The 22,108-nt window shown below is 61.7% G+C and carries 21 protein-coding genes and 1 pseudogene; 11 read left to right on the top strand and 11 right to left on the bottom strand.

Annotation, left to right across the window (positions count from 1 at the left end):
- Nucleotides 1-20: 20 nt before the first annotated feature.
- Together CVE41_RS03115 and CVE41_RS03110 are read right to left on the bottom strand one after the other, a co-directional pair.
- The gene (locus tag CVE41_RS03115; RefSeq protein WP_100259334.1) at nucleotides 21-641 is read right to left on the bottom strand and encodes an SOS response-associated peptidase; all 621 of its coding nucleotides are present in this window, start codon (nucleotides 639-641) and stop codon (nucleotides 21-23) included.
- An 11-nt stretch (nucleotides 642-652) separates the two neighbouring features.
- The gene (locus CVE41_RS03110) at nucleotides 653-2,818 is read right to left on the bottom strand and encodes a primosomal protein N' (RefSeq protein ID WP_100259333.1); all 2,166 of its coding nucleotides are present in this window, start codon (nucleotides 2,816-2,818) and stop codon (nucleotides 653-655) included.
- A gap of 66 nt (nucleotides 2,819-2,884) precedes the next feature.
- On the opposite strand from CVE41_RS03110, the gene CVE41_RS03105 reads away from it, so the two are divergent.
- Together CVE41_RS03105 and CVE41_RS03100 are read left to right on the top strand one after the other, a co-directional pair.
- A complete protein-coding gene (locus tag CVE41_RS03105; RefSeq protein WP_100259332.1) occupies nucleotides 2,885-3,580 on the top strand; it encodes a DUF4197 domain-containing protein in 696 nt (231 codons plus the stop codon).
- A gap of 82 nt (nucleotides 3,581-3,662) precedes the next feature.
- Nucleotides 3,663-3,986 carry an ArsR/SmtB family transcription factor gene (locus CVE41_RS03100; RefSeq protein ID WP_090481156.1) on the top strand — a complete coding sequence of 108 codons (324 nt, stop codon included), beginning with the start codon at nucleotides 3,663-3,665 and terminating at the stop codon, nucleotides 3,984-3,986.
- On the opposite strand, the gene CVE41_RS03095 is transcribed toward CVE41_RS03100, so the two are convergent.
- Together CVE41_RS03095 and CVE41_RS03090 are read right to left on the bottom strand one after the other, a co-directional pair.
- Nucleotides 3,961-5,223: a Xaa-Pro dipeptidase gene (locus tag CVE41_RS03095; RefSeq protein WP_100261344.1), complete on the bottom strand. Its 1,263-nt coding sequence runs from the start codon at nucleotides 5,221-5,223 to the stop codon at nucleotides 3,961-3,963. The two genes, CVE41_RS03100 and CVE41_RS03095, sit on opposite strands and share 26 nt — an antisense overlap.
- Nucleotides 5,224-5,375: 152 nt before the next feature.
- Nucleotides 5,376-5,750 carry a VOC family protein gene (locus CVE41_RS03090; RefSeq protein ID WP_100259331.1) on the bottom strand — a complete coding sequence of 125 codons (375 nt, stop codon included), beginning with the start codon at nucleotides 5,748-5,750 and terminating at the stop codon, nucleotides 5,376-5,378.
- Nucleotides 5,751-5,865: 115 nt separating this feature from the next.
- Here CVE41_RS03090 and soxR point away from each other — a divergent pair, with 115 nt between their 5' ends.
- Both soxR and CVE41_RS03080 read left to right on the top strand, forming a co-directional pair.
- Entirely contained in the window at nucleotides 5,866-6,303 is a 438-nt protein-coding gene (gene soxR, locus CVE41_RS03085) for a redox-sensitive transcriptional activator SoxR (protein WP_100259330.1), read from the top strand.
- Nucleotides 6,269-6,784, top strand: coding sequence for an energy transducer TonB (locus tag CVE41_RS03080; RefSeq protein ID WP_157799384.1), 516 nt, complete (start codon nucleotides 6,269-6,271; stop codon nucleotides 6,782-6,784). The genes soxR and CVE41_RS03080 overlap by 35 nt, the downstream gene beginning before the upstream one ends.
- A gap of 81 nt (nucleotides 6,785-6,865) precedes the next feature.
- Here the strand turns inward: CVE41_RS03080 and CVE41_RS03075 are convergent, their stop codons facing one another.
- The 4 genes from CVE41_RS03075 to CVE41_RS03060 form a co-directional block, all read right to left on the bottom strand.
- Nucleotides 6,866-7,267 (bottom strand): hypothetical protein, encoded by a 402-nt coding sequence (locus CVE41_RS03075; RefSeq protein ID WP_157799383.1) that lies wholly within the window; start codon nucleotides 7,265-7,267, stop codon nucleotides 6,866-6,868.
- Between the two features lie 19 nt (nucleotides 7,268-7,286).
- Nucleotides 7,287-7,814, bottom strand: coding sequence for a SixA phosphatase family protein (locus CVE41_RS03070; RefSeq protein WP_100259327.1), 528 nt, complete (start codon nucleotides 7,812-7,814; stop codon nucleotides 7,287-7,289).
- The gene (locus CVE41_RS03065; protein WP_100259326.1) at nucleotides 7,811-10,552 is read right to left on the bottom strand and encodes an ATP-dependent DNA helicase; all 2,742 of its coding nucleotides are present in this window, start codon (nucleotides 10,550-10,552) and stop codon (nucleotides 7,811-7,813) included. The genes CVE41_RS03070 and CVE41_RS03065 overlap by 4 nt, the downstream gene beginning before the upstream one ends.
- 62 nt (nucleotides 10,553-10,614) lie before the next feature.
- On the bottom strand, nucleotides 10,615-11,823 hold the full coding sequence (locus CVE41_RS03060; protein WP_100259325.1) for a methionine gamma-lyase: 1,209 nt from the start codon (nucleotides 11,821-11,823) through the stop codon (nucleotides 10,615-10,617).
- Nucleotides 11,824-11,942: 119 nt separating this feature from the next.
- On the opposite strand from CVE41_RS03060, the gene CVE41_RS03055 reads away from it, so the two are divergent.
- The 6 genes from CVE41_RS03055 (at nucleotide 11,943) to CVE41_RS03030 (ending at nucleotide 18,855) form a co-directional block, all read left to right on the top strand.
- Nucleotides 11,943-12,392: an Lrp/AsnC family transcriptional regulator gene (locus CVE41_RS03055; protein ID WP_100259324.1), complete on the top strand. Its 450-nt coding sequence runs from the start codon at nucleotides 11,943-11,945 to the stop codon at nucleotides 12,390-12,392.
- A gap of 192 nt (nucleotides 12,393-12,584) precedes the next feature.
- A complete protein-coding gene (locus CVE41_RS03050; RefSeq protein ID WP_157799382.1) occupies nucleotides 12,585-13,310 on the top strand; it encodes a hypothetical protein in 726 nt (241 codons plus the stop codon).
- A 603-nt stretch (nucleotides 13,311-13,913) separates the two neighbouring features.
- A complete protein-coding gene (locus tag CVE41_RS03045) occupies nucleotides 13,914-15,404 on the top strand; it encodes a winged helix-turn-helix domain-containing tetratricopeptide repeat protein (RefSeq protein ID WP_100259322.1) in 1,491 nt (496 codons plus the stop codon).
- 175 nt (nucleotides 15,405-15,579) lie between these two features.
- Nucleotides 15,580-16,041, top strand: coding sequence for a hypothetical protein (locus CVE41_RS03040; RefSeq protein ID WP_157799381.1), 462 nt, complete (start codon nucleotides 15,580-15,582; stop codon nucleotides 16,039-16,041).
- Between the two features lie 99 nt (nucleotides 16,042-16,140).
- A complete protein-coding gene (locus CVE41_RS03035; RefSeq protein ID WP_100259320.1) occupies nucleotides 16,141-17,487 on the top strand; it encodes an MFS transporter in 1,347 nt (448 codons plus the stop codon).
- A 27-nt stretch (nucleotides 17,488-17,514) separates the two neighbouring features.
- Nucleotides 17,515-18,855, top strand: a complete 1,341-nt coding sequence (locus tag CVE41_RS03030; protein ID WP_157799380.1) for an MFS transporter — start codon at nucleotides 17,515-17,517, stop codon at nucleotides 18,853-18,855.
- A gap of 9 nt (nucleotides 18,856-18,864) precedes the next feature.
- Here CVE41_RS03030 and CVE41_RS14840 read toward each other — a convergent pair whose 3' ends face one another.
- Nucleotides 18,865-19,002, bottom strand: coding sequence for a hypothetical protein (locus CVE41_RS14840; protein WP_232725775.1), 138 nt, complete (start codon nucleotides 19,000-19,002; stop codon nucleotides 18,865-18,867).
- 119 nt (nucleotides 19,003-19,121) lie between these two features.
- Between CVE41_RS14840 and CVE41_RS03025 the strand changes: the two genes are divergently transcribed.
- Nucleotides 19,122-19,412, top strand: a complete 291-nt coding sequence (locus CVE41_RS03025) for a hypothetical protein (RefSeq protein WP_100259318.1) — start codon at nucleotides 19,122-19,124, stop codon at nucleotides 19,410-19,412.
- A 4-nt stretch (nucleotides 19,413-19,416) separates the two neighbouring features.
- Here the strand turns inward: CVE41_RS03025 and CVE41_RS03020 are convergent.
- Nucleotides 19,417-19,707, bottom strand: a pseudogene (locus CVE41_RS03020) (ATP-dependent DNA helicase); the annotation flags it as partial.
- A gap of 102 nt (nucleotides 19,708-19,809) precedes the next feature.
- Nucleotides 19,810-21,741, bottom strand: a complete 1,932-nt coding sequence (locus CVE41_RS03015) for a putative bifunctional diguanylate cyclase/phosphodiesterase (RefSeq protein WP_198507707.1) — start codon at nucleotides 21,739-21,741, stop codon at nucleotides 19,810-19,812.
- Nucleotides 21,742-22,108 lie beyond the last annotated feature (367 nt).

The following is a 22,108-nucleotide window of genomic DNA, read 5'->3' as shown; positions in this document are numbered from 1 at the left end:
CGCGAGCGTGCGACAGGTGCCTAAAGCATGGAGGACTGCGCCGGACGACCTGCCCACGGTACGTCGGTCCGGTCGATCGCGAGCGAGCCCTCGAACGGGCGACACAATTCGAAGGCATCGTCAGGCGATCCGTCCAGCCAGGTTGCGCGTTGATCCGCCGTAAGGATGACGGGCATTCGATTATGGACTTCGCTCATCTGGGGCGAGGCATCGGTCATCACCATCGAATAGCAATCGCCCCATTCCGCGCTGCCGCGCCAGATGCCCGCAACCGTAAAGACCTCGGCATCGGGCATGGTCATCCAGGTGCGTGTCATCGCGCCTTTCTTGCCCTGCGCTTCGGCAAAGCTTTCCAGAGGGATCAAGCAACGCCGCTCTGTAAAGCTGCTTTTCCAGAAAGGACCGGAGAGCTTGTCGGTACGTGCATTGTTCACCGGCTTGGGCTTGAGCGGCTGGCCCTTTGCGCCCTTGCGCTGGAGGGGAAAGCCCCAGGTCATGGTCTCGACCTTGCCGCCTGCGATCACGATGCCGGAATAGCCGGGATAGATTTCGCCGCCCGCATTACTGCCGATCTCCGCCACTGCGTCGAACAATTGCGCGACTTCGGTGGCGTTCTTGGTCATGCGATAGAGATTGCACATGGCAGCGCTACCTACACGAAACTGTAGGGATCGACATCCACCCCGACGCGGACGCCCGGGGGATGATCGAGGCTGGAAAGCCAGCGACGGATGACATCCTGCAACTGCACGCTGCGGCGCGCGTTCATGAGCAGGCGATAGCGATACCGTCCACGCAGAAGCGCCATGGGTGCGGGCGCGGGGCCAAGTATCATGAGATCGGGCACGTCGGGACGCGCATCGCCGATCCGCCGGGCTGCCTCGCGCGCCTCCGCCTCGTCTTCGGAAGAGATGATGATCGACGCCCAGCGGCCGAAGGGCGGGGCGCCGGCCTCGCGCCGCATTTCGGTTTCGGCTTCGTAGAAGGCGTCGCGATCTCCGGCGGCAAGGGCAGCAATCACGCTGGCTTCGGGATGGCGGGTCTGGATCAGCACTTCGCCGGGCTTCGATCCTCGACCGGCACGCCCCGCAACCTGCGCGACTTGCTGATAGGTCCGCTCGCCCGCGCGCAAGTCGCCTCCCTCGAGGCCGAGATCGGCATCGACTACGCCTACCAGCGTAAGCTCCGGGAAGTGAAAGCCCTTGGTCACCAGCTGGGTGCCGACGATAACGTCGATCGCCCCTGTTTCGACCTGCGCGATGAATTCCGCGGCGCGACCCGGCGAATTGAGTGTGTCCGACGTGGCGACGAAGACGCGCGCATCGGGCAGCCGCTCCGCCACCTCGTCGGCGATGCGCTCGACGCCGGGACCGCAGGCGACGAGGCAATCGGGCTCGCCGCATTCGGGGCATGAGGCGGGACTTGGCGTCTCATGTCCGCAGTGGTGGCAGGCAAGCCGTCGGGTGAAACGGTGTTCGACCAGCCACGCGCTGCAATTGGGGCACTGGAAGCGGAACCCGCAATTGCGGCACAGGGTCAACGGCGCATAGCCGCGGCGGTTCAGGAAGAGGAGCGATTGTTCCTTGCGCTCCAGCCGCTCGGCGATGCCGTCGATCAGCCGCTGTGCTAGCCACATTCCTTGCGGCGGCTTTTCTTCCGTCAGGTCGATCGTGTCGATGGCCGGCAATTCCGCCCCGCCGAACCGGCTGGGCAGGTCGAGTTTCGCATAAACGCCGCTCTCGGCCATCTGCAGGCTTTCCAGAGCCGGGGTGGCGCTGGCGAGGACAACGGGAATGCCTTCGAAGTGCGCGCGCATGACGGCAACGTCGCGGGCATTGTAGCGCACGCCGTCTTCCTGCTTGAAGCTGGTCTCGTGCGCTTCGTCGACGACGATGAAGCCGAGATTGCGAAACGGCAGAAACAAGGCCGAACGAGCGCCCACCACGACCTGCGCATCGCCGCTCGCCACGTTTCGCCATGCACGGCGGCGCTGGGTGGACTTCAGCGAGGAGTGCCAGAGGACGGGGGTGACGCCGAACCGCTCTTCGAAGCGGTGAAGGAAGTTTTCGGTCAGCGCGATTTCCGGCAACAGGACCAGCACCTGCCGGCCCATCCGCAGCGCTTCGGCAACCGGTTCGAAATAGGTTTCGGTCTTGCCCGATCCGGTTACGCCGTCGAGCAGGTAAGGTGCGAATTTCTCCTGGCGTACGGCCTCGCTCAAGGTATCGGCCGCCTGCTGCTGGTTTTCGCTGAGATCCACATGCGTGAAATCGGGCCGCGCTTCGTCGAAGGGGCGGTCGCAATCGACCTCCACCGGTTCCAGCGCACCCTGGTTGACGAGGCCGCGCAGCACGCCCTCCGACACGCCCGCGATACCGGCCAGCTCGCGGATAGTGGCTTGTTCGCTCTCGAGAGCCTCCATCGCTGCATGGCGTTGCGGTGTCATGCGCTCGGGCATGCCTCCGGTCAGGCGATATTCCGTGATGGTCGCCGGCCCTTTGAGCGCGCCGCCAGAGGAAAGCGCCATGCGCGCCACGCTAGACAAGGAGGCGACGTAGTAATCGGCTGTCCACTCGATCAGCCGCCTCAGCGGCGCGGACAGGGGCGGTACCGGCAGGATCGAGCGTAGCGGGCGCAGCTTCTCCGCCGGAACCTCGGTGCCGGGAAGCCGTTCGCTCTCCCAGACGATTCCGATGATCGTGCGCGGCCCAAGCGGACACTCGACCACATGGCCCGGACCGACTTCCATGCCTTCGGGCACCTTGTAGTCGAGCGGGCCGAGGGCGGCATTGAGGACGAGGCAGCGCACGCGGTTCATCGGAGGGCTCATATGGGCGGCCTATGTCGCACACGACAAGGGTGGGACCTTCGAGGAGTAGAAATAATGAACGATATTCTCACGGCCACCACTCACAGGCGCAAGTTCCTGGGCGGTTTGACGCTCGGCGGGGCGGCCCTGGCGCTTCCGGCTTGTACATCGCTTGGCGGCTTCGGTTTCGTCGACGCCATTCAGCGCCTCCTGTTCCTGTCGAGCGAGCGGGCCTTTGCCCGGATGCTCGACGATGGTGGTTTCTGGGACGAACAGATCGCGCAGGTCGGACTGGAAAACCTGCTCGGTGCGCGCGGCGGAGTTCTGGGCAGCATCCTGACGTCCGCCCTTTTCAAGGATCGCCTGTTCGATGCGTTCGGCGATATCGCCTATGAAGGGGCGGAGCGCGCAGCACCGATCGTGGCGGATACCGTGCGCGTAATCGGTATTTCCAACGCGGTTGCACTCGTCAACGGCGGGCCGACTGCGGCGACCAGCTTCCTGCGCGGAGAAATGGGCATGCGCCTGGTCGATGCGATGATCCCCGAACTGGGTGACGCGATGCGCCTCGCCGAAGACCCGCTGGTCGGACAGGCGCTCGGCGCCTTGACCGGCGTTAACGTGTCGCAGGTCGCCAGCAGGGTAGCGAACAGCATCGATGACACGATCTGGCGCGAAATGGGCGTCGAGGAGGCGGAAATTCGCCGCGATCCCCGCGCGACCAACGACCCCCTCATAATCGGTGTGTTCGGCGGCGCGAGCGCCCTCTGACGAATCCTGCTTGGGGAAAAACCGGCCCTGCGCGCGTCCGCAAACTTGAGCGACTCGCGCGCAGGTGCCTAGCCTTCCTCGCATGACGGACACCTTCGTCGCCTTGTCGGATCCCACGCGCCGCCTCCTGCTCGACAGGTTGAGCGAGCAGGGCGGCCTGACTCTATCGGAATTGAGCGAAGACCTGCCGATGACCCGGCAGGCGGTCGCCAAGCACCTTGCCGTCCTGGAAAGCGCCGAACTGGTCGCCAGCGAGAGGGACGGGCGGTGCAAGCGGCACTACCTGAACCCGATGCCGCTGGCCAAGATGGCCAAGCGCTGGCTGGTCCGGTTCGAAGATGTGCCGCTGGGTTCGCTATCGGGCTTCCATGCGGCGCCCGCTATTCGACCAGCACACCACCCTTGATCACTGCATCGACGTCGGCAAGTTCGCCGACATCGGCCAGCGGATCGCCGCTGACGGCAATCATGTCGCCCCAAGCGCCCGGCTTGATTACTCCGACTTCGCCTTCCTGACCCAGCGCCTCTGCAGCGGTGACCGTGGCCGCCCGGATCGCTTCAAGCGGGGTCATGCCGTATTCGACCATAACGCGGAACTGACCGCCGACCAGCTCGTGCGGCATGACGGCGGCATCGCTGGCGAATACCATCTTCACGCCTGCTTCGTGCGCGCGGCGGAAATTGTCGCGCTGCGCCTGGCTGAGCGCGCGTTCCTTGGCGATATTCTCTTCCAGCACGCCATTCGCGGCGCCCTGGGAGAGGGTGTATTCGGTGTTGAAGATATCCATCGAGAAGAACGTGCCGTGCTCCTTGGCGAGACGGATTGCTTCGTCATCGGCGTAGCTGGCGTGTTCGATGGTATCGAAACCGGCCCGGATAGCGGCCTTGATCCCAGGTGCACCGTGGGCATGAGCAGCGGCCTTCAAGCCCCAGAAATGCGCTTCGTCGGCGATGGCTGTCAGTTCTTCCAGTGTCAGCTGCTGGATGCCGGGCGCGGTGTTGCGGCTGAAGACGCCGCCCGTGGCACAGGCCTTGATGACTTCCGCGCCATATTTGCGCTGTTCCCGCACGCGCTTGCGCAATTCGTCGGGGCTGTCGCCGACGGCAGGACTCTTCGCATCGAAGCTGGGCGGCAGGAAAGTCTCGTCGCAATGTCCGCCGGTCGCGCCCAGCGAATGGTTCGCGACGACGATGCGCGGACCGATAATCCAGCCTTCCTCGATCGCCTGGTCGATGCCGATGACGTTGTAATCGTCGTCGCCGACATTGCGCACGGTGGTGAAGCCGATTTCCAGCATGGTGCGGGCATTGGCAACTCCGACTGCGGTCCAGAAACGGTCGGTGAACCGCAGTCCGGTATAGCCGCCGTACTCCGGGCGGCCGTCGAGATGGACGTGCATGTCGATGAGGCCGGGCAAGAGCGTGTGACCGGCCAGATCGATATGCTTCGCACCGTCGGGAAGCGCGACGCCGGATTGCACGCTGGCAACCTTCCCATCGACCACGGTGACGACCGGATCGGCGAGATAGCGCCCGGTCTCCACATCGAGCATCCGGTCTGCCGTCACCACCACCGTTTCCGCAAATGCGGGCGTGGCGGTGAGGGACAGGATTGCGGCGGCGGCCAGCAGGACAGGCTTCATTGTCAGATTTCCCTTCTCGCGGCGCTCCCCGGCCGCGCGCTTTTCATACAGGAAGCGGGCGGGGAGGGAAGCGCGGCTTTTCGACGGGCTTTCCGCTGGCCGTTCGTGGCTTTTCTGGACGCGATTGGAAGAGGGGGCGGCGCAGAACGATCTCATTCATAGCTGACCACCTCGAACTCGATCCCGTCCCAATCGAAGAAATAGAAGGTGCGCGGGCCAGGTTCGTATTTTCCGTGGCTGAAAGGTTCGAGGCCGTGCTTCACGACGACGGCCTCCGCCGCATCGAGATCGTCGACCATGAATGCGATGTGATTGAGCGGCTGGCCCTTGCGGTAATCTCCTGCAACAGCGTCGCTGGTGTAGAGCGAGACGTAATTGTCTTCGCCGCCGACATGAATCGTACGGCCGTTACCCATGGAGGGCCCACTCCAGCGTTCGTGCCAGCCGAGCAGGTCCTTGAGCAGGGCGGCGCTGCGATCAGGGTCGGTAACGGAAATGTTGGCGTGTTCGAGACGTCCTTTTGGCATCGCTAAACTCCTTGTCTTCGATGCGGCACCGGGATGGTCCGCAAATGCGATGCACACTCAATGCAACCTCAAGCTTGGTTGAGGTCAAGCTTCGTTTTCGCTATCGCTGTGATCGATGAAAGCGAACGACCTCCTTCCCATCGGTGAACTGGCCCGCCGGACCGGCCTCAGCGTGTCGGCAATCCGTTTTTACGAAGAACGTGGGCTGGTCGAAGCACTGCGGACCATCGGCAACCAGCGCCGTTTCCTGCGGGGCGATATCCGGCGGTTGAGCTTCATCCTGATCGCGCAGCGTCTGGGCCTTTCGCTGGCAGAGATCGAGGAGGCGCTTGCTGGATTGCCGCAAGGCCGAACGCCCAACGCCGCCGACTGGAAACGCATCAGCGGCTTGATCCGCAAGCGCATCGAAGAGCAGATCGCCTCGCTCGAAAAGATGCGCAACAGCCTCGACGGCTGCATCGGCTGTGGGTGCCTCAGCCTGAGGAAATGCGCGCTCTACAATGCGGACGACAAATGGGGTGAAAGCGGATCAGGGCCGCGTGTGCTTCGATAAGATTGGCTTGTCGTCCGGGCGCAAAAGCGCGAAACGTCCCGCTATGAGATTACGTCGCCTCACCTTCTGGATAATCAGCATCCTGGTGGTTACCGGCATCACTACGCCATCCGCTGCGGAGCCTGCGCAAGGCGTTAGTCTCGACCATGAATTTGTCACGAGTACCTGGCGCGATGACCTCCGGGATTGGAGCCTTGCTGTCGCCCGGAAAGCGCAGAACGCCTATTCTCGCGATTTGATTGCAAAAGGTATCGAGGGCCGGGTTGTCGTCCAGTTCCGCATCGAAACCGACGGCACCGTGCGCGATTGTGAAACCATACGGAGCAGCGGTTCGACCGAATTGGATGCGCTTGTTTGCATTGCAATCGCGAAGACGGGTCCTGCCCCTCCGCATGTCAATGAGGAGGGCGTTGCGGAGGCTAAGACGGCCCAATTGCCCGTGCGCTTCGTGCTCAGTGAAACTTTGCCTCGGCCCGAATAATCTGTCGCAAGCTGGTGGACATCGGGCAGTGCGCATCTCCCTGCCTACGCTAAGCAGTATTCCGAGCGGCGTGGCTCTTACTCACAGATCGGGATAGACCGCGCAAAGCTCGTCGAAACCTTCCGATTGCAGGTTGGCCCGCATGGTGCCGCTCGGCTCTTCCCAGACAGTATCGGGGGCGTTCCGCGCAGCGCAGAGGGCGTAGCGCACTTCCGGGTAATCGCTGAAGGCTTCAGGTTTCGGAAGACCGCGAACTTCCAGGCTACGATTACCGGAATCGGCTCGCATCACGCCAAGCAGATTGGCCTCCGGTCCTTCCACGATGAAGCTTCCGTCGACGGTCTCCGTGACTTCGGTCTCCACGTCGAGCTGGAAGGCGAACCAGATACTCACGATCAGGGTGATGATGCCCAGAACTGCAATCCCCTTGATGAATCGCTCGATCCGGCGGGTTTCCTTCTGGGGAATTTCATTGTCGGTCATGTCGTTGATCCCGAACGTTTCAATATTCCGGGCCCAGGTCCGCATCGAGATCGCGCGGGCGGGCGAAGTGGACCAGTTTGCCGCAGCCTTCGGACAAGTCCGACCAGTCATCGATATCGAGCTCGAAAACGGCGAAGGCGGCGGTCGGGAATTTGACCTTGGCTTCGTCGAACAGGTCGTTCTCGTTCTTCGGGGCGACCAGTTCGAAAACCATGTCGCCGAAGCCCGGATTGTGCCCTGCCAGCAGCAGCGTGTCGGCATCGCCGCCCATCTCGCTTGCCACTTCGCAGATCGTTTCGGTGGAGGCGAGGTAGAGGCGCCGGTCCCATTCGGGTTCGGGACCGATCGATGCCTCTTCCAGGGTCAGTTTCACGCGTTCGGCAGGACTCGCAACCAGCCGGTCCCATTTCACCCCGTGATCGCGGATATGTTCGCCGATCAGCCTTGCACCCTTGAGCCCGCGCTCATTAAGACCCCGATCGAAATCGCGCTTGTCGCTTTGTCCCCAGTCGGACTTGGCGTGACGCAATAGGCCGAGGATCTTCACGAGTCTTGTTTCTCCGCTGGGGTGTTCTCAACCTCTCCAACACCCTTCGCCACCCGCTGTAAAGCCTCGTCGAGTGTCACGCGCATGACAGGGGTGCCGTCGGGAAAGGCGGACAGCAATCTGCTGGGGAAGGCGGAAGACAGGACGACGAAATGTCCGGCATCGTCGCGGCTGCGGATCAGGCGGCCGAATGCCTGGGCCAGCCGCGCGCGGATAATGCGGTCGTCATAGCGTTTCGCCCCGCCTTCCTGCTCAGAGGCCGCGGCACGGCGGGCGCGGTGCAGGATGGTGGGCCTTGGCCAAGGGACCGCTTCCATCACCACGCAGCGCAGCGATTCTCCGGGCACATCGACGCCGTCGCGCAGGGCATCCGTCCCGAGCAGGCTGGCCCGTGGATCGTCGCGGAAAATGTCGGTGAGCGTGCCGGTGTCGATCGGATCGACGTGCTGCGCGTAGAGCGGCAGGCCTGCGCGCGCCAGGCGGTCGGCAATCCGTCCGTAGACCGCACGCATCCGCCTGATTGCAGTAAACAGGCCGAGCACGCCGCCATCGCTCGCCTCGATCAGCCTGGCGTAGGCTCCGGCGAGGGCGGGGATGTCGCCTCGCTTGATATCGGTAACGATCAAGACTTCGGCCCGCGAAGCGTAGTCGAACGGGCTGTCCGATTGCGCGGTCTTGGGCATCAGTTCGAGATGCGGCGCGCCGCTCTTGGCGATCGCGTGCGGCCAGTCCGCGCCGGTCTCGTCGCGGTCGGTCAGGGTCGCGCTGGTGAGCATGACGCCGTGTGCCGGTTCAAGTACGGTATGGGCAAAGGGCTTCATCGGATCGAGCCAGTGGCGGTAGAGCCCGACGTCGAATTCGCGCGCATCGTTTCGATCTACTGCCAGCCAATCTACGAAATCTGGATCTGCCGGTCCGCCGAGGCGCGATAGCAAGGCCTCCCACGCCGCGATCAGGTCGATGCGCCACGCCAGCGAATGCCGCGCGCCCTCGATCCGCGCACGGCCCTGTCCGTCGAGCCAGTCGGGCGCATCCTCCAGCACCGCTTCAAGTCTTCCGGCAAGTTTCAGCAAAGGGGTGCGAATGGCGGCGAGGGCTTGCGCTGCAGTTCCCGCAGCCTCGACCAGTTCGCCCGGCAGCTGTGCAGTCTCGGTTTCGATACCGTAGCCTGCCTCCTGCCCGCTTTCATCGCGCGCGTAAGTGGCCGCGCGCACCTGTTCGAGGAGTGCCTCGACCGGTCCGAACGGCGTGCCCTCCGCAAGCCGTCCGAGCCATCCGTCTGACGGTAGGGCCTGTGCTGCCTCTACCGCAGCTTCCACCGCTTCGCCGCCTGCATCGTCATAGCTCGCCACGTCGGCAAGGCGAGCGGCAAGACCGCGTCGCCTTCCGCGCGAATTGCGTTCGGGGCCGATGATCCAGCGGCGGAGCTCGATGGCTTCCTGCCCCGTCAATGCTGCTGAGAACGTCGAATCTGCAGCGTCGAAAACGTGATGGCCTTCGTCGAACACAATGCGGGTCGGGCGGCTGGCGATGTCCCGACCGCGGGCCGCGTTGACCATGACGAGCGCATGGTTCGCGATGACGAGATCGGCCTGCGCGGCGTTCCTGGCGCTACGCTCGATGAAGCACTTCCGGTAATGAGGGCAGCCGGCATAAACGCACTCGCCGCGCTGGTCGGTCAGCGCGGCAATTCCGCGCTTCCGGAAAAGCGTGCCGAGCCAGCCAGGCAGGTCCCCGCCGATCATGTCGCCGTCCTGCGTATAGGCAGCCCAGCGCGCCACCAATTGCGCCAGGATCGCGGGCCGGCCGGTGAAGCCGCCTTGCAGCGCGTCTTCGAGGTTTAGCAGGCACAGGTAATTCTCGCGCCCCTTGCGCACGACCACAGGAGGAGAGCCATCGGCGCGGGTTGCTGGCCATGCGCGCGCGCTCTCGCGGCGCAGCTGGCGCTGGAGGTTCTTGGTATAGGTGCTGACCCACACCGTCCCGCCCGAGCGTTCCGCCCACAGCGATGCGGGGGCGAGGTATCCCAGTGTCTTGCCGATACCCGTGCCCGCCTGGGCCAGCAGGACATGAGGCCGCTTCTGCTTGTCGCGAGGGCCGAAGATGTGACCGGCCCCGCGCGAGAACGATCGCTGCCCTTCGCGCCGCTCCGCTCCCTCGCCCGTCAGGCGTTCGAGCTGAGCCTCGATTTCCGGCTCATCGATCAGGACCTGCGCAGGTTGCGGCCGGTCGGGCGATTCTTCCCATTCGGGCAGCTTGGTGAAGAGCCATTTCTCGGCCTTTTCCGGCTTGCGCACATGAGGGGCGAGGACATTGGCCCAGGGCCAGCGCAGGCGGGCGAGGGATTGCAGGGTCGACCACGCACCTTCGCGTTCCGCCCACTCGTCGCTCTCGCAGGTGGCCACCAGGGCGCCAGCCGCTTTTTGCAACAGCAGCGTGACATCGGAGTCGTCCGCCGGTTCTTCGAGACCCAAAGCGTCGGCAAGGCCCTTGGGCGTGGGAACGCAGAATTTCGCCGGGTGGACGAATGCGAAGAGTTCCAGCAGGTCCAGGCCGGACAGGTCGGGATAGCCCAGCCTGCTGGCCACCAGCGGCGCGTTCATCATCAGCAGCGGTGTATCCGCCGCCGCCATGACCGCCTCGCCCTTGGAGCAGCCCCGGGTGGGCCCGTTCGCGTCGCGTAGCCAGGTTCCGGCATGGCTGGCGTGAAGGGCAGGGAGGGGCAGCGGCTCGCTCACTCCCTGCCGTTAGAACACAAACGGAACGCGGGGCAAGCGTCCAGCCGCGCTTTTACGCGCCCTCAGGCAGCTATCGACAGCTCCGATGCGGCGAGTGCCTGTTCGAGGTCCGCGAAGATGTCCTCGGCCTCTTCCAGCCCGACCGACAGGCGCAGCAGGCCTTCGCCGATGCCATGCTCGGCGCGCTCTTCGGGTGTATAGGTGGAGTGGGTCATCGACGCAGGGTGCTGGATCAGCGTTTCGGCATCGCCCAGCGATACGGCGCGGATAATCATCTCCAGCCGGTTCATGAAACGGATGCCCTGATCGTACCCTCCGGCTAGATCGAAAGCGATCATCCCGCCCGGCAGCGCCATCTGGCGGTTGGCGAGCGCATGCTGGCCGAAGCTTTCGAGGCCGGGATAGTGCACGGCTGCGACTTGCGGCTGTGCTTCGAGCCAGCGCGCCACTTCCATGGCGGTCTTGCTGTGACGCTCCATCCGCAGAGCGAGCGTCTTGAGGCCGCGCATGATCAGCGTGGCGGTAAACGGGCTCATGACCGCGCCTGTCATGTCCTTCAGCCCTTCGAGGCGCACCTTCTGCATGGTCTCGGCAGAGCCTGCGACCAGCCCGCCGACCAGATCGCCGTGCCCGCCGAGATACTTGGTCGCGGAATGCACGACGATATCGGCGCCAAGCTCGATCGGGCGGGTGAGGGCGGGGGTGGCGTAGGTGTTGTCGACCACGACCTGCGCATTGTGGCGATGCGCCACTTCGCTGATCGCGGCGATGTCGACGAGGCGCATGTTCGGGTTCGCCGGAGTCTCGAAATAGACGACTTTCACGCCATTGTGCATCGCCGCCTCGAGCGCAGCCGTGTCGGTCAGGTCGACATGGGTGACCTTGACCCCGAACTTGGCGAGGCCGTGGCGGAAGAAGGCGAAAGTGCAGCCATATAGCGTCTTGTCGGTGACGATTTCATCGCCCGCTTTCAGCAGGCTCCACATGACGGCGGTGATCGCGCCCATGCCCGATGCGGCGGCGACACCCGCCTCGGCACCCTCCAGGACGGCAATGCGCTGTTCCAGCAGGTCCACGGTCGGATTGCCAATGCGCGAATAGAAATAGCCCGGCTGCTCGCCGGCGAAAATCGCACCGCCCTGTTCCGCGCTTTCGAACGCGAAGGTCGATGCAAGATGCATCGGCGGCGTCAGCGCGCCCTGATTTTCGGCGGGGTCGTAACCGTGATGGATGGCGCGGCTGGAAAAACCGGAAAGCGTGTTGCGGGACATCTAAGGCCTCTCAATGAAAATAATGAGAGGCTTATAGCGCCGGTTTAATGGCATTTCTCTGCAAAGTATGCCATTAATAGAGCAGATAATGGCAGATTATGCCTCGCTAAGAGGATTATATGGACGCGAAAGACCGCCGCATATTACGCGAGTTGCAGCGTGATGGTCGCCTGACCAATGCCGAGCTTGCAGAGCGCGTGAACCTGTCACCAAGTCCTTGCCTGCGCCGCGTACGCAATCTGGAACAGGCGGGAGTGATCGACCGCTATGTCGCCATCGTGGACCGCGAGGCCGCAGGCTATCCGGTGACGGCCTTCGTCCAGGTGACGCTGGCCCGCCACGACCGCGAAGTGGTGGACGGGTTCGAAAAACGGGTGCGCGAAACGCCGCAGATCCTCACCTGCCACCTGATGACGGGAAGCTCTGACTACTTGCTCCAGATCGTGGTCGCCGGCCTCGACGCCTACGAGGATTTCATGCGCGAAACGCTTCACACCACGCCGGGCATCGCGACCATCAACACCAGCTTCGTCTATGGAACGGTGAAAGATACGGTCGAGCTGCCTTAGCGGTAGAGATGGCGGCTCTTGGACTTGAAGCAAATTGATTGCGAGGTCTTCGTTTGGGTGGGAAGCGGGCATTGAATTGGCGGGTTATCGCAGAGACGCGCGGCGGAGCGTTAGACAGCCGTTTGGCAAAACTAAACCATTGATCCTTATATAGCTGACTCTTGGATAGGCGGGTCAGCACAGGAGCTAAGATTGACAGGGCGGGTCTTTGGATTGGGATTGTTGCTGTGCATCGCTGCGCTCGTCGGATGCGGCGACCGCTTTCCAGATTATAACTACAAGATGACGGTCCACGCGGGCGGACAAGAGTTTTCGAGTGTCCGCCATGTCGAAGTGACCGAGGGCATGTCGATTGTCAGCCGCAAGGTCGAAGGCGAAGCCGTCGTCATCGATCGCAATGGCCGCACATATTACGCATTGTTGTCACGACCGGACAACGCCGATTACGCCGCCTTCGTGGCAGGCATGGCGCTGCGAAACCACGTCCCGCGCGACGATGCGCAACGTAGCGAAGTTCAGCAGGCGATCGACGAATGGTATGAAGAGCGTTCAACGCAGGACAGTTTCGGCGATGCTGCCGAATTCCTACAGGCGATGGTGAAGGTAGAGGGCGCATACGACCTGCCGCGCACACTACCGCCGCGTCGCAACCGCGAGCCGACGCAATCCTGGCCGATGTTTGTCACGTTCAGTAACCCTTCCGACCCGCGCACCGTGCGTGAAGTGTCGCCCGAAGCCATCGGCGTCGATCGCATAACTATCGAAATTACTGATGAGGATGTGACGACCGGGATAGAGGCGCGATTGCCACCACCGAGTGCCGGTGCCTTCGGTCGCCCGACAAGAAACTCTCAGGGGAAGCGCGTCGTTGCAGTGATGGGGCGTGAGATGTTTACGACTGCCGGATACTACGAGTAGGCAATGGATCCGCGCCGGCTTCACTCCGCTATCTGACGTCGATTTGAATGATCGTCGTGTATTTGCGATGGGCCCCTTTGGCATTCCAGACGTGCAAGAATTCGCGTGAAAGGCACATCTGGAACGACTGCAAACGGGTCGTTAACGGATTGACCGCTCCTGGCACATGGCTAGCTCATTGAGGGCGTCGCGAGATGGGTGGAAAGCGGACGTTCGGCAAAGTCAGTTTGCCGACTTACCTTGGGCCGATAGCCGACAGTCTGATTTTAGGGGCAAAGTCGATCATCCCGCCGTGAAACCGAACGTGGATCGTTGAGCTGCAGACACGCAGCTATCACGCCCGCCTAGACCTTGACTCGGTGAATAGCCGACAGTCGATTGACAAAAGCGTCCTTGATTGAAGAGCATCGCAGCTTGACAAGCTGTCCTGCGCAAGGCCGGATGCGGAGGTAGGGGGATCTGCACTCTTTGTCGTTAGTAGGCTCAAAAACCGAAAACGTTTCGCCAAGACGCTGTGATTGGACGGTCGGTGCGTTCAGCGTCGAGGTCGATCGTAATTGTCTTTGGCATGGTGACGACGCGCATCCCGTAGAACCCTTGATAATGGACGTGCTGGTTTACCTTATCGAGCACACCGGCGAAGTCGCGACCCGCGACCAGATCATCGACCATGTCTGGTTCTTCAATCCGGGTGCGGATGAAAGTCTGACGCGCGCGATTTCGATTTTGCGGAAGGTATTCAGCGCGGATCATGCGCAGCAGCCCTACATAACCACGGTCTGGAAGCGTGGCTATGTACTGATGGCCGAGACCCGCCGGTCGCAATCGCCGGCTTTACGCGAAGAGCATGGCAGCGGTCCGGTTTTGGAGGATCGGCAGTCCGGCGATTTCTCGGTCGCGGTGCTGCCCTTTATGAACATGTCGCAAGCTCCAGAGGACGCGTTTCTGGCCGATGGCATAACACGCGACCTCACCATGCTGCTGTCGCGCGTGCCGAGGCTGCATGTTGCGGCGTACAGTTCCGCCTTGACCATCGAGGAAGGAACTACGCCCCTGCCATGCATCGCAGAGCGTCTGGGGGTGCGCTACATCGTCAGCGGGTCGCTGGAGCGGCGCGGGGAAGAATTTCAGTTACGCACGGCTCTGATGGATGGGATGGGCAATTCCCAGGTCTGGGCGCAGCGAATTGACAGCACGCTCGACCGGTTTTTCAAAGTCCAGGACAAGATCGTACTCGACGTGTCGACATCCACGGCGAGCGCATTGGTGGTTTCGCATGCCAAGGAATTGCAGGCCCGCCGGCGGTTTCAGCTCAGTGCCTATGAACTGGTGCAAAGGGCCGAGGCGCTGCGTCTCAATTACAATCGATCGACGGCTCAAGAAATTGTCCAGTTGCTGGAGCGAGCCGTGGCCATCCAGCCCGATGACGCTGCCGTTCACGCCGCGTTAGCCGTCCAACTGACCCAGAACGTCACCAGCAAGTTTGACGACACCCCGGCAGAAACCTTCGCGATGGCCAAGCGCCACGTGGAAACAGCCATCGCCTGCGCGCCAGACGATCCCGACGTGTTATCCGCGGCAGGAATTACTGCCACTATGATGGGTAATTCCCGCCTTGCCGTTCGCAACCTGACCCGCGCGGTCGAGCTCGACCCAAATAATCCCCATGCCTTGGCCGTATTGGGGTGGCAGCACTGCTGGCTCTACGGGGACCGTACCGGCATCGAGATGATCGAAACTGCGGAGACCCGCGCCCCGCATCATCCGCGCTACGCGTTATGGGCGCACTATCGTGGGCATTGCGAAGTGCGATTGGGCGATCTCGAGGCGGCAATCGAGGCATACCGGGACTGCAATTTCCGCAATCCCGACTACAGCCTGAACCTCGTGACGCTGGCCGCGGCGCTCGCCTTTGCCGGGTACAGCGACGAGGCGCGGAACGTCATCGAGCGGATCAGGCACGTCGCCCCTGACTATTCCATGGCGGATTACCGGAGGCTGGTCGAACGGATGATCTATTGGTTCGGAGATTACCCTACCGGCGATGAGATGATCGCGGCCCTACAGGACGCATGGGACGCGATACCCGGCTGAGCACGCGGCGCTTGATACGCCAGTTAATTATAATTTCGCGGTGATATCAACGCCCTCATAGTTCCATCGGTTTTCGTTCAGGACGCCGAGTTTCGCGTGACCGATAGTTCCGCCTGCACGGCCTTCTGCTCCACTGGGGGATACAGAACGGATCGTCGCTTGGGGGACTGAACACATGAAAACTCTAGCTATGACCTTGGTAGCATTCGCACTCGCGGGACCTGCCACTCCGGCGATGGCGCAGCTTACGCCGTATGAAGATTACACGGTGAGCGACCAGATCAGCACAATCACCACGGTCAAGGTCGATGCCAACATGATGGATTACTATCTGGAAGGCATTCGCCAGACTTGGGTTGCGCAAAACGAGATCGCTGTGAACCTCGGGTATATGGACAGCTACGACATTTATGTCAGCGAGCTTCCGGAAAGCGGCCAATTCAACCTTTTGCTGGTCGCGAATTTTGCAAATTCGGCGGCTCTTGAGCCAAACAAGGCGCGGTACGATGCTTTCATGCGCGAGTGGGGCGAAGCTAACCAGGCCGCCAGTCGAGAAACCAGCTCGACCGTCTACCCGAACATTCGGGAGATCACCGGCGAATACAGGGTGCGCAAGCTGACGATGAAGCCCGAATAGGCAGCGGCCCAATTCTCCGGCTCGCGGTGGAAGTGCAGGGGAGCCCCCGGGCTCGATCGCGAGCTGGACCTCCTTGAATACACTCCGAGGGGTTTCCCGATGCAAGACGCAAGCTTGGACGTCGCTACTCGCCAACAGCGCGCATGGCCATCGATGGTCGAACACAAGCCGCTGCGCTTTGCGGCAACGATGATCCTGTATTTCATGCAGGGCGTGCCCCTGGGGCTGACCTTTCTGGTTTTCCCGCCATGGTTCGCGGCAAACGGGGCGAGCGCGCTTGAGGTAGGAGCCTTCATAGGGTTCGCCACGCTGCCGTGGTCCCTGAAGCCGCTCGCCGGCCTGCTGATGGATCGGTATGCCTATCGCCCGATGGGACGCCGCCGGGCGTGGATCCTGATCGCGCAAGCCTGCATGGTCGCGGTGCTTGTGGCCCTCGCGATAGACGGCCCCGACATCACCGAGATCGCGCTGTTAGCCACCTACTGTTTCATCCTGAACGTCTGCGGGATCGTCAACGATGTCGCCGTCGATGGCATGACTATCGATCTCGTTCCAATCGAAGAACGCGGCGCGATCAACGGTTGCATGTACGGGTCCCAGATTGTCGGGGTTTCGGTGATCGGATTTATTGGCGGCCAGCTCGTCCTGAGCGGCGGGACGACCTCTGTGGCGATCCTTTGCGCCATCCTCGTTGCCGTACCGTCCTTCATCGTCGGTTTGTTTCGAGAGCGACCGGGCGAGCGGCTGATGCCATGGACGAGCGGCCGCCCCTCCGCCGAATGCGAAGCTCTGCAGCAGGACCGATGGTGGCCCTTGCTCAAGGAGGTCGTAAGCTCCCTGGCGACCGTACGAATCGTCACCTTTTTGATCGCCTTCATTCTGCTGATGATCACCTGGGTCCAGACAGAAACCGTTAGCCCCACTCTGGCCGTTCAGCGGCTGGGCTGGTCGAGCGACGGTTACAGCAGCTTTGCATCAGCTGTCGCACTCGCCGCCGGCCTGTTCGGAATCGTCTCAACGGGCTTTCTGATCAAATGGTTCGGGATCGTTCGCCTGGCCTTGGCCAACGGGCTCATTCTCATCGTGGCCGCGTTGCTCGCGGGAAGCACTTTCGCCGCATGGGACGGCGATACGCTCTTTGTGGCGGTTTTCGTCGTGCAGACCGTCGCGATAACCTTGGTGTCGATCCTCATGATCGCCTGGGGCATGATGCAAAGCAATCCGGCGGTCGCGGCCAGCCAGTTTGCTGTCATCATGGCCATTCCGAATTTCGGACGATCGGCTATGGCCGGAGCATCCGGCCCCGTCATCGAAAGCCACGGCTATGGGGCGACGTATTTCATCACCGCCGCCGTGACAGCCGTGGGGCTGGCCGTGTTCCTTTTCGCAGCGCGCGGAGGACCGCAAACCGCTGACGCTAACGAAGCCTCGGCGGAGAGCCGATAAATGCCCCATGCAATAGCATCCCCGCGAATGCCGTTTGGTAAAGGCCGGTCCCTTGAATCGAGCGGTCCGCTGCGCCTTTTTACAATCTTCCTGCTGTACGCGGGTCAAGGCATCCCGCTCGGCCTGTTCGATTTCGCGATCCCGGCATGGATGGCGGTAAATGGGGCGAGCGCGGCGGATATCGGGTTCCTTGTTGCGATGAGCGCCGGTCCCTGGAGCTTCAAATTCATCGCTGGCTTCCTGATCGACCGTTACGCAATTCTTTCGATGGGACGACGGCGAAGCTGGATCATCGGGGCGCAAGCGGTAATCGTCGCTTTCTTGATCATCTTCGCAATTCTGAACCCGGGTGCGAAGGACGTCATCCTGCTTGGCATGGTGGCGCTGGCCGTGAATACGGCTGTGGTGTTCCAGGATGTCGCTGTCGATGCGCTAACGGTCGATATCCTGAAAGAGGAAGAGCGCGCCATCGGCGGCTCCCTTGCAACGGGCGGACAGGTGCTTGGCATCGCGGCGTCGGCATCGCTTGCCGGCCTGATTGTCTATTCGTTGGGGGCTGGTGCGGCCTATCTAGTGTGCGCCGGACTGGTGCTGGTCGTCACGGCGCATCTGATCTGGCTGACGGAGCGCAATGGCGAACGGCGTCTGCCATGGACGCAAGGCACCACGCATCCCTTCAATCTGACCTATGCGCCCGAAGGATGGTTGCCGATGCTGAAATCAACGCTGCGCAACACCTCCGCGCCAGTCAGCCTCGCCTGGATCCCGGTAATCATGGTCAAGGGTCTGGTGTACGGCACCTGCCTCGTTTTCTTTCCACTCGTTGCCTCGCAATTTGGAGGCTGGAGCGAGGCCGAGATCGGGTCCGTCAACGGGACCGCGCAGCTGGTCGCTGGCATCGTGTCCATCGCGATAGGCGGGTTTTTCGTCGCTAAGATCGGCGCGCAGCGCGCGATGCTGCTTTTCACAATCTGCTCGATCGTGCTGCTGGTCTGGATGCTGACAAGCCAATCGGCCTGGGCGGAACCCGGCAACATTACGATTTTCGGTTTCGGCTGGACGATAATCTACGTGCTAGGCGGAATCGGGCAGGTCGTGATCATCATGCGGCTGAGCCCGCCAAGGATCGCGGCGGCGCAATACTCGATCTACATGGCATGTTCGAACATGGGGATCACGCTCGCGGGCATCGTGATTGCCGCGGTGGCGATTTTTTCCACGCCTGAAGGCATGCTGATGCTGTTGATCGGCGGGCAGGTCTTGGCGGGATTGATCCTGCTGGTGGTCAAATTTCCTACCACGCAGATAGGCAGGTCAACCGGACCGGACGGCCAGGCATCATCCGCTCCGCAGGCCGAGCGCGCGTGAGCACCGACGTCACCCCCCCCCGCGCGTCATGCGATCCTTCGGTGCCACGATGATGAGCGTCAACGGCAGGATCGGCGCCGGCATCTTCGCGCTTCCAGCCTTGCCGTACAACGCGGCCGGCAATTTTTCGCCGTGGCTGTTTCTCATCTTCGGGCTGTTTTACGCCTGTAATGTCTTGGGATTGCCCGGCTCGCGACCCTGTTCCGCGCATCGGGCGGCGTGCAGCTTTATGCCGAGACGGCCTTCGGGCCTTTACCGGGTTTCAGGTGGGGTGGGTCATTGTCATCGCGATCGCCGCCGGACGCGCGGCGACGCTCTATGTGCTGGTGTCCAACCTAGCGGTATTCTTCCCGGTTCTCGAAGGGCCGGTCGCACGCCCGGCAGCCATGCTTGCCCTGCTGTCGATCTTTTCCGTCACCGCCATTTCGGGAATGCGCAATTCCATTACCGGGCTGGGTGTAGGCACCGTGCTCAAACTGACGCCCATCCTAGTCCTGTGCGGCTTTGGCATCGCCACGGGCAACCTAGTTCACTTTACCCGATTTCGGGACATTTGAATCCGTCGTCCGCCGGTTCTTCGAGGCCGAGCGCGTCGGCAAGGCCCTTGGGCGTGGGAACGCAGAATTTAGCGGGGTGGATGAATGCGAAGAGTTCCAGCAGGTTGAGGCCGGACAGGTCGGGATAGCCCAGCCTGCTGGCCACCAGCGGCGCGTTCATCATCAGGAGCGGCGTATCGGCCGCCGCCATCACCGCCTCGCCCTTCGAGCAGCCACGGGTGGAGCCGTTCGCGTCGCGTAGCCAGGGTCCGGCATGGCTGGCGTGAAGGGCAGGGAGGGGCAGAGGCTCGCTCACTCCCTGCCGTTAGAACACAAACGGAACGCGGGGCAAGCGCCCAACCGATACTACCGACCCTGTCCCACAGTTGGTGCAAAGCGCCTCCAAAGGGCGAAGCCGTCAGCGGTCCAGATCATCAAGGGAAATCGGGTCGATGAACTGGATCCCTGCTTCCTGATTGCCGATCCAACGGATTTCGGCTTTGTGCATTTCGTTGGGGAACACTTCTACCATGATCCGTACACCGATCATCTGTTCGGTGAAGTCGACCTGATCGATGAGGGCGCCGGTACTTGAAAGGTTTCTGATGCGTATCGGCTTGCTGTCCTCGTTGACTGTCATGCTGCCGGTCCGCAGGCAGTTTGTGCGGGGACTGCGGCTGCACTTGTGCCCGATGGGTTCCATCTTGCGCAGGCCGGCCTGGAGTTCGGGCATCAGGTCTGCAAGGTCCAGTCCCGAGCCATAGACATATCCCTGGATGTGGCTGCAACCCAGCGTTCTGATAAGGTCTATCTCGTCCTGGTGCTCCACGCCTTCTGCCGTGGTTTCCATGCCCAGAGCTTTCGAAAGCGCGACAATCGATTCGATGATCGCAGAGTTCCTGCTGCGCGGATCGACCGCGCCGCGTACAAAGCTCTGGTCGATCTTGATCTTATCGAAAGGCGTGTGCTGGAGATAAGACAGGCTGGAATACCCGGTCCCGAAATCATCGAGCGCCAAACGTACGCCCAGGCCCTTGAGCGCCCTGAACGTTTTCTGCGCTTTGCTTTCGTCTTCCAGGAAGACACTTTCCGTGATCTCCAGTTCGAGGCGCGAGGGGTCGATCTGGCTCTCGGCAAGGGCGTTGGCGAGGATCGACAGCAGGGCCGGATTGGAAAACTGGATCGGCGACACGTTGACGGCGATCCGCAAATCCTGAGGCAATGTCGCCAGAGTATTGATGGCGGTGCGCAGAACCCAGTCTCCGATTTGCTGGATCAGGCCGCTGTCTTCGGCAACTGGGATGAATTCCGCCGGACCGATGAAGCCCCTTGTCGGATGCGACCATCGCAGCAAGGCTTCGAAACCGGCAAGCTTCTCGGTATCCGTCGTTACGACCGGCTGATAGACCAAGAACAATTGATTGGTCGCGAGGGCCGTGCGGAGTTCATCCTCCAATTCCTTGCGCCACTTGGCCTTGGCCAGCATTTCATCTTCGAAGAAACGATAAGTCGCCCTGCCTCCGTCCTTGGCAGCATATAGCGCGATGTCGGCGTTCCTGACGAGGGTCTCGGCGTCGGATTGCTTGTCGGCGAGAGCGATTCCGACAGAACAGCTAACCGTGATCGTGGAACCCTCGATGCTGTAGGGCGAAGAGACCCCCGCGATAATCCCGGCAGCCAAGCTGGACAGGGTTTCGATGTCCGCATCGCTGGGTATCAGGATCTGGAACTCGTCACCTCCGAGGCGTCCGACAACGCCTGTTTCACCGGTTACCTCTGCCAGTCTCTTGGCTACTTGTATCAACAAGGCATCGCCGACAGGGTGGCCCAGCGTGTCGTTGACGTTCTTGAAACCGTCGAGATCGAGCATGATCAATGCGCAATCGGGTTCCTTGTTGCGCGACAGTTTGATCAGCGTATCGAGATGGTCCTGCATGCGCTGGCGGTTCGCAAGCCCGGTCAGGCTATCGGTGACCGCAAGCCGCCTGATCGTGGCTTCCTGCTTGCGTGTTTTCGTAAGATCGGTTCCCGAACCTACGAAGCCTGCAAACCGGCCCTCTGAATCGAACCAGGGGCGTCCTGACATCGACCACCAGCTTTCGCTCAGGCTCTTGATGCCGCGCACCGGATAATTCGAGAATGCCGTGCGCGACACGATATGGAACTTCAGTGATCTGGTTAGTTCGAACTCGCTCTGATCGAGACTGAATACATTGGCGATGGGTTCGCCTACTGTTTTGATGCCGAACATTTCGATCTGTTCGGAAACGTTGGCGGAAAGATAGGTGAGACGGCCTTCGGTATCTGTTTCCCAATACCAGCGATCTTCGAATTCTTCCGCGTACGTCATCAGGCGGTGCGCGCGGTCAACCTCGCACTCAGAAGCTTCGCTGAGCTTTTTGGACCAGAAGCCCGATCGGGTTCGCAGCGCCTTCATGCACCCATGTTAACTAGAATAATTTTCTAATTACTTAATAAGGTCATCGACTGACTATTGCTCCCGAATTTAGTCTCAAATCTACTTCGATATTGGTGTACCCAATGGGGGAAATTAATCGCCGAGTTCCTCGCTCTCTACTTCTCGATCACGAGGCCTATCCTACACCGGACCGTCGACTTATTGTCCTACCTATGGACCACGCGTCGCCACTGACCGAATTCCGCATCGCGACCGGCCATGGCGCGCGCCGGGCGTTTTCTTTCCCAGGACCGTGTTC

This window comes from Qipengyuania seohaensis (genome assembly GCF_002795865.1).
In the GTDB taxonomy this organism is placed as follows: Bacteria; Pseudomonadota; Alphaproteobacteria; order Sphingomonadales; family Sphingomonadaceae; genus Qipengyuania; species Qipengyuania seohaensis.
The sequence above is the reverse complement of the archived record's forward strand: the minus strand, read 5'-3'. Positions and strand labels throughout refer to the sequence as shown.

What these genes read in the sequence shown, in the direction of transcription:
- CVE41_RS03115 (WP_100259334.1), bottom strand. Translation starts at nt 641, where the DNA reads ATGTGCAATCTCTATCGCATGACCAAGAACGCCACCGAAGTCGCGCAA.
- CVE41_RS03110 (WP_100259333.1), bottom strand. Translation starts at nt 2,818, where the DNA reads ATGAACCGCGTGCGCTGCCTCGTCCTCAATGCCGCCCTCGGCCCGCTC.
- CVE41_RS03105 (WP_100259332.1), top strand. Translation starts at nt 2,885, where the DNA reads ATGAACGATATTCTCACGGCCACCACTCACAGGCGCAAGTTCCTGGGC.
- CVE41_RS03100 (WP_090481156.1), top strand. Translation starts at nt 3,663, where the DNA reads ATGACGGACACCTTCGTCGCCTTGTCGGATCCCACGCGCCGCCTCCTG.
- CVE41_RS03095 (WP_100261344.1), bottom strand. Translation starts at nt 5,223, where the DNA reads ATGAAGCCTGTCCTGCTGGCCGCCGCCGCAATCCTGTCCCTCACCGCC.
- CVE41_RS03090 (WP_100259331.1), bottom strand. Translation starts at nt 5,750, where the DNA reads ATGCCAAAAGGACGTCTCGAACACGCCAACATTTCCGTTACCGACCCT.
- soxR (WP_100259330.1), top strand. Translation starts at nt 5,866, where the DNA reads ATGAAAGCGAACGACCTCCTTCCCATCGGTGAACTGGCCCGCCGGACC.
- CVE41_RS03075 (WP_157799383.1), bottom strand. Translation starts at nt 7,267, where the DNA reads ATGACCGACAATGAAATTCCCCAGAAGGAAACCCGCCGGATCGAGCGA.
- CVE41_RS03060 (WP_100259325.1), bottom strand. Translation starts at nt 11,823, where the DNA reads ATGTCCCGCAACACGCTTTCCGGTTTTTCCAGCCGCGCCATCCATCAC.
- CVE41_RS03055 (WP_100259324.1), top strand. Translation starts at nt 11,943, where the DNA reads ATGGACGCGAAAGACCGCCGCATATTACGCGAGTTGCAGCGTGATGGT.
- CVE41_RS03045 (WP_100259322.1), top strand. Translation starts at nt 13,914, where the DNA reads ATGGACGTGCTGGTTTACCTTATCGAGCACACCGGCGAAGTCGCGACC.
- CVE41_RS03040 (WP_157799381.1), top strand. Translation starts at nt 15,580, where the DNA reads ATGAAAACTCTAGCTATGACCTTGGTAGCATTCGCACTCGCGGGACCT.
- CVE41_RS03035 (WP_100259320.1), top strand. Translation starts at nt 16,141, where the DNA reads ATGCAAGACGCAAGCTTGGACGTCGCTACTCGCCAACAGCGCGCATGG.
- CVE41_RS03030 (WP_157799380.1), top strand. Translation starts at nt 17,515, where the DNA reads ATGCCGTTTGGTAAAGGCCGGTCCCTTGAATCGAGCGGTCCGCTGCGC.
- CVE41_RS14840 (WP_232725775.1), bottom strand. Translation starts at nt 19,002, where the DNA reads ATGAGAAACAGCCACGGCGAAAAATTGCCGGCCGCGTTGTACGGCAAG.
- CVE41_RS03015 (WP_198507707.1), bottom strand. Translation starts at nt 21,741, where the DNA reads ATGACGTACGCGGAAGAATTCGAAGATCGCTGGTATTGGGAAACAGAT.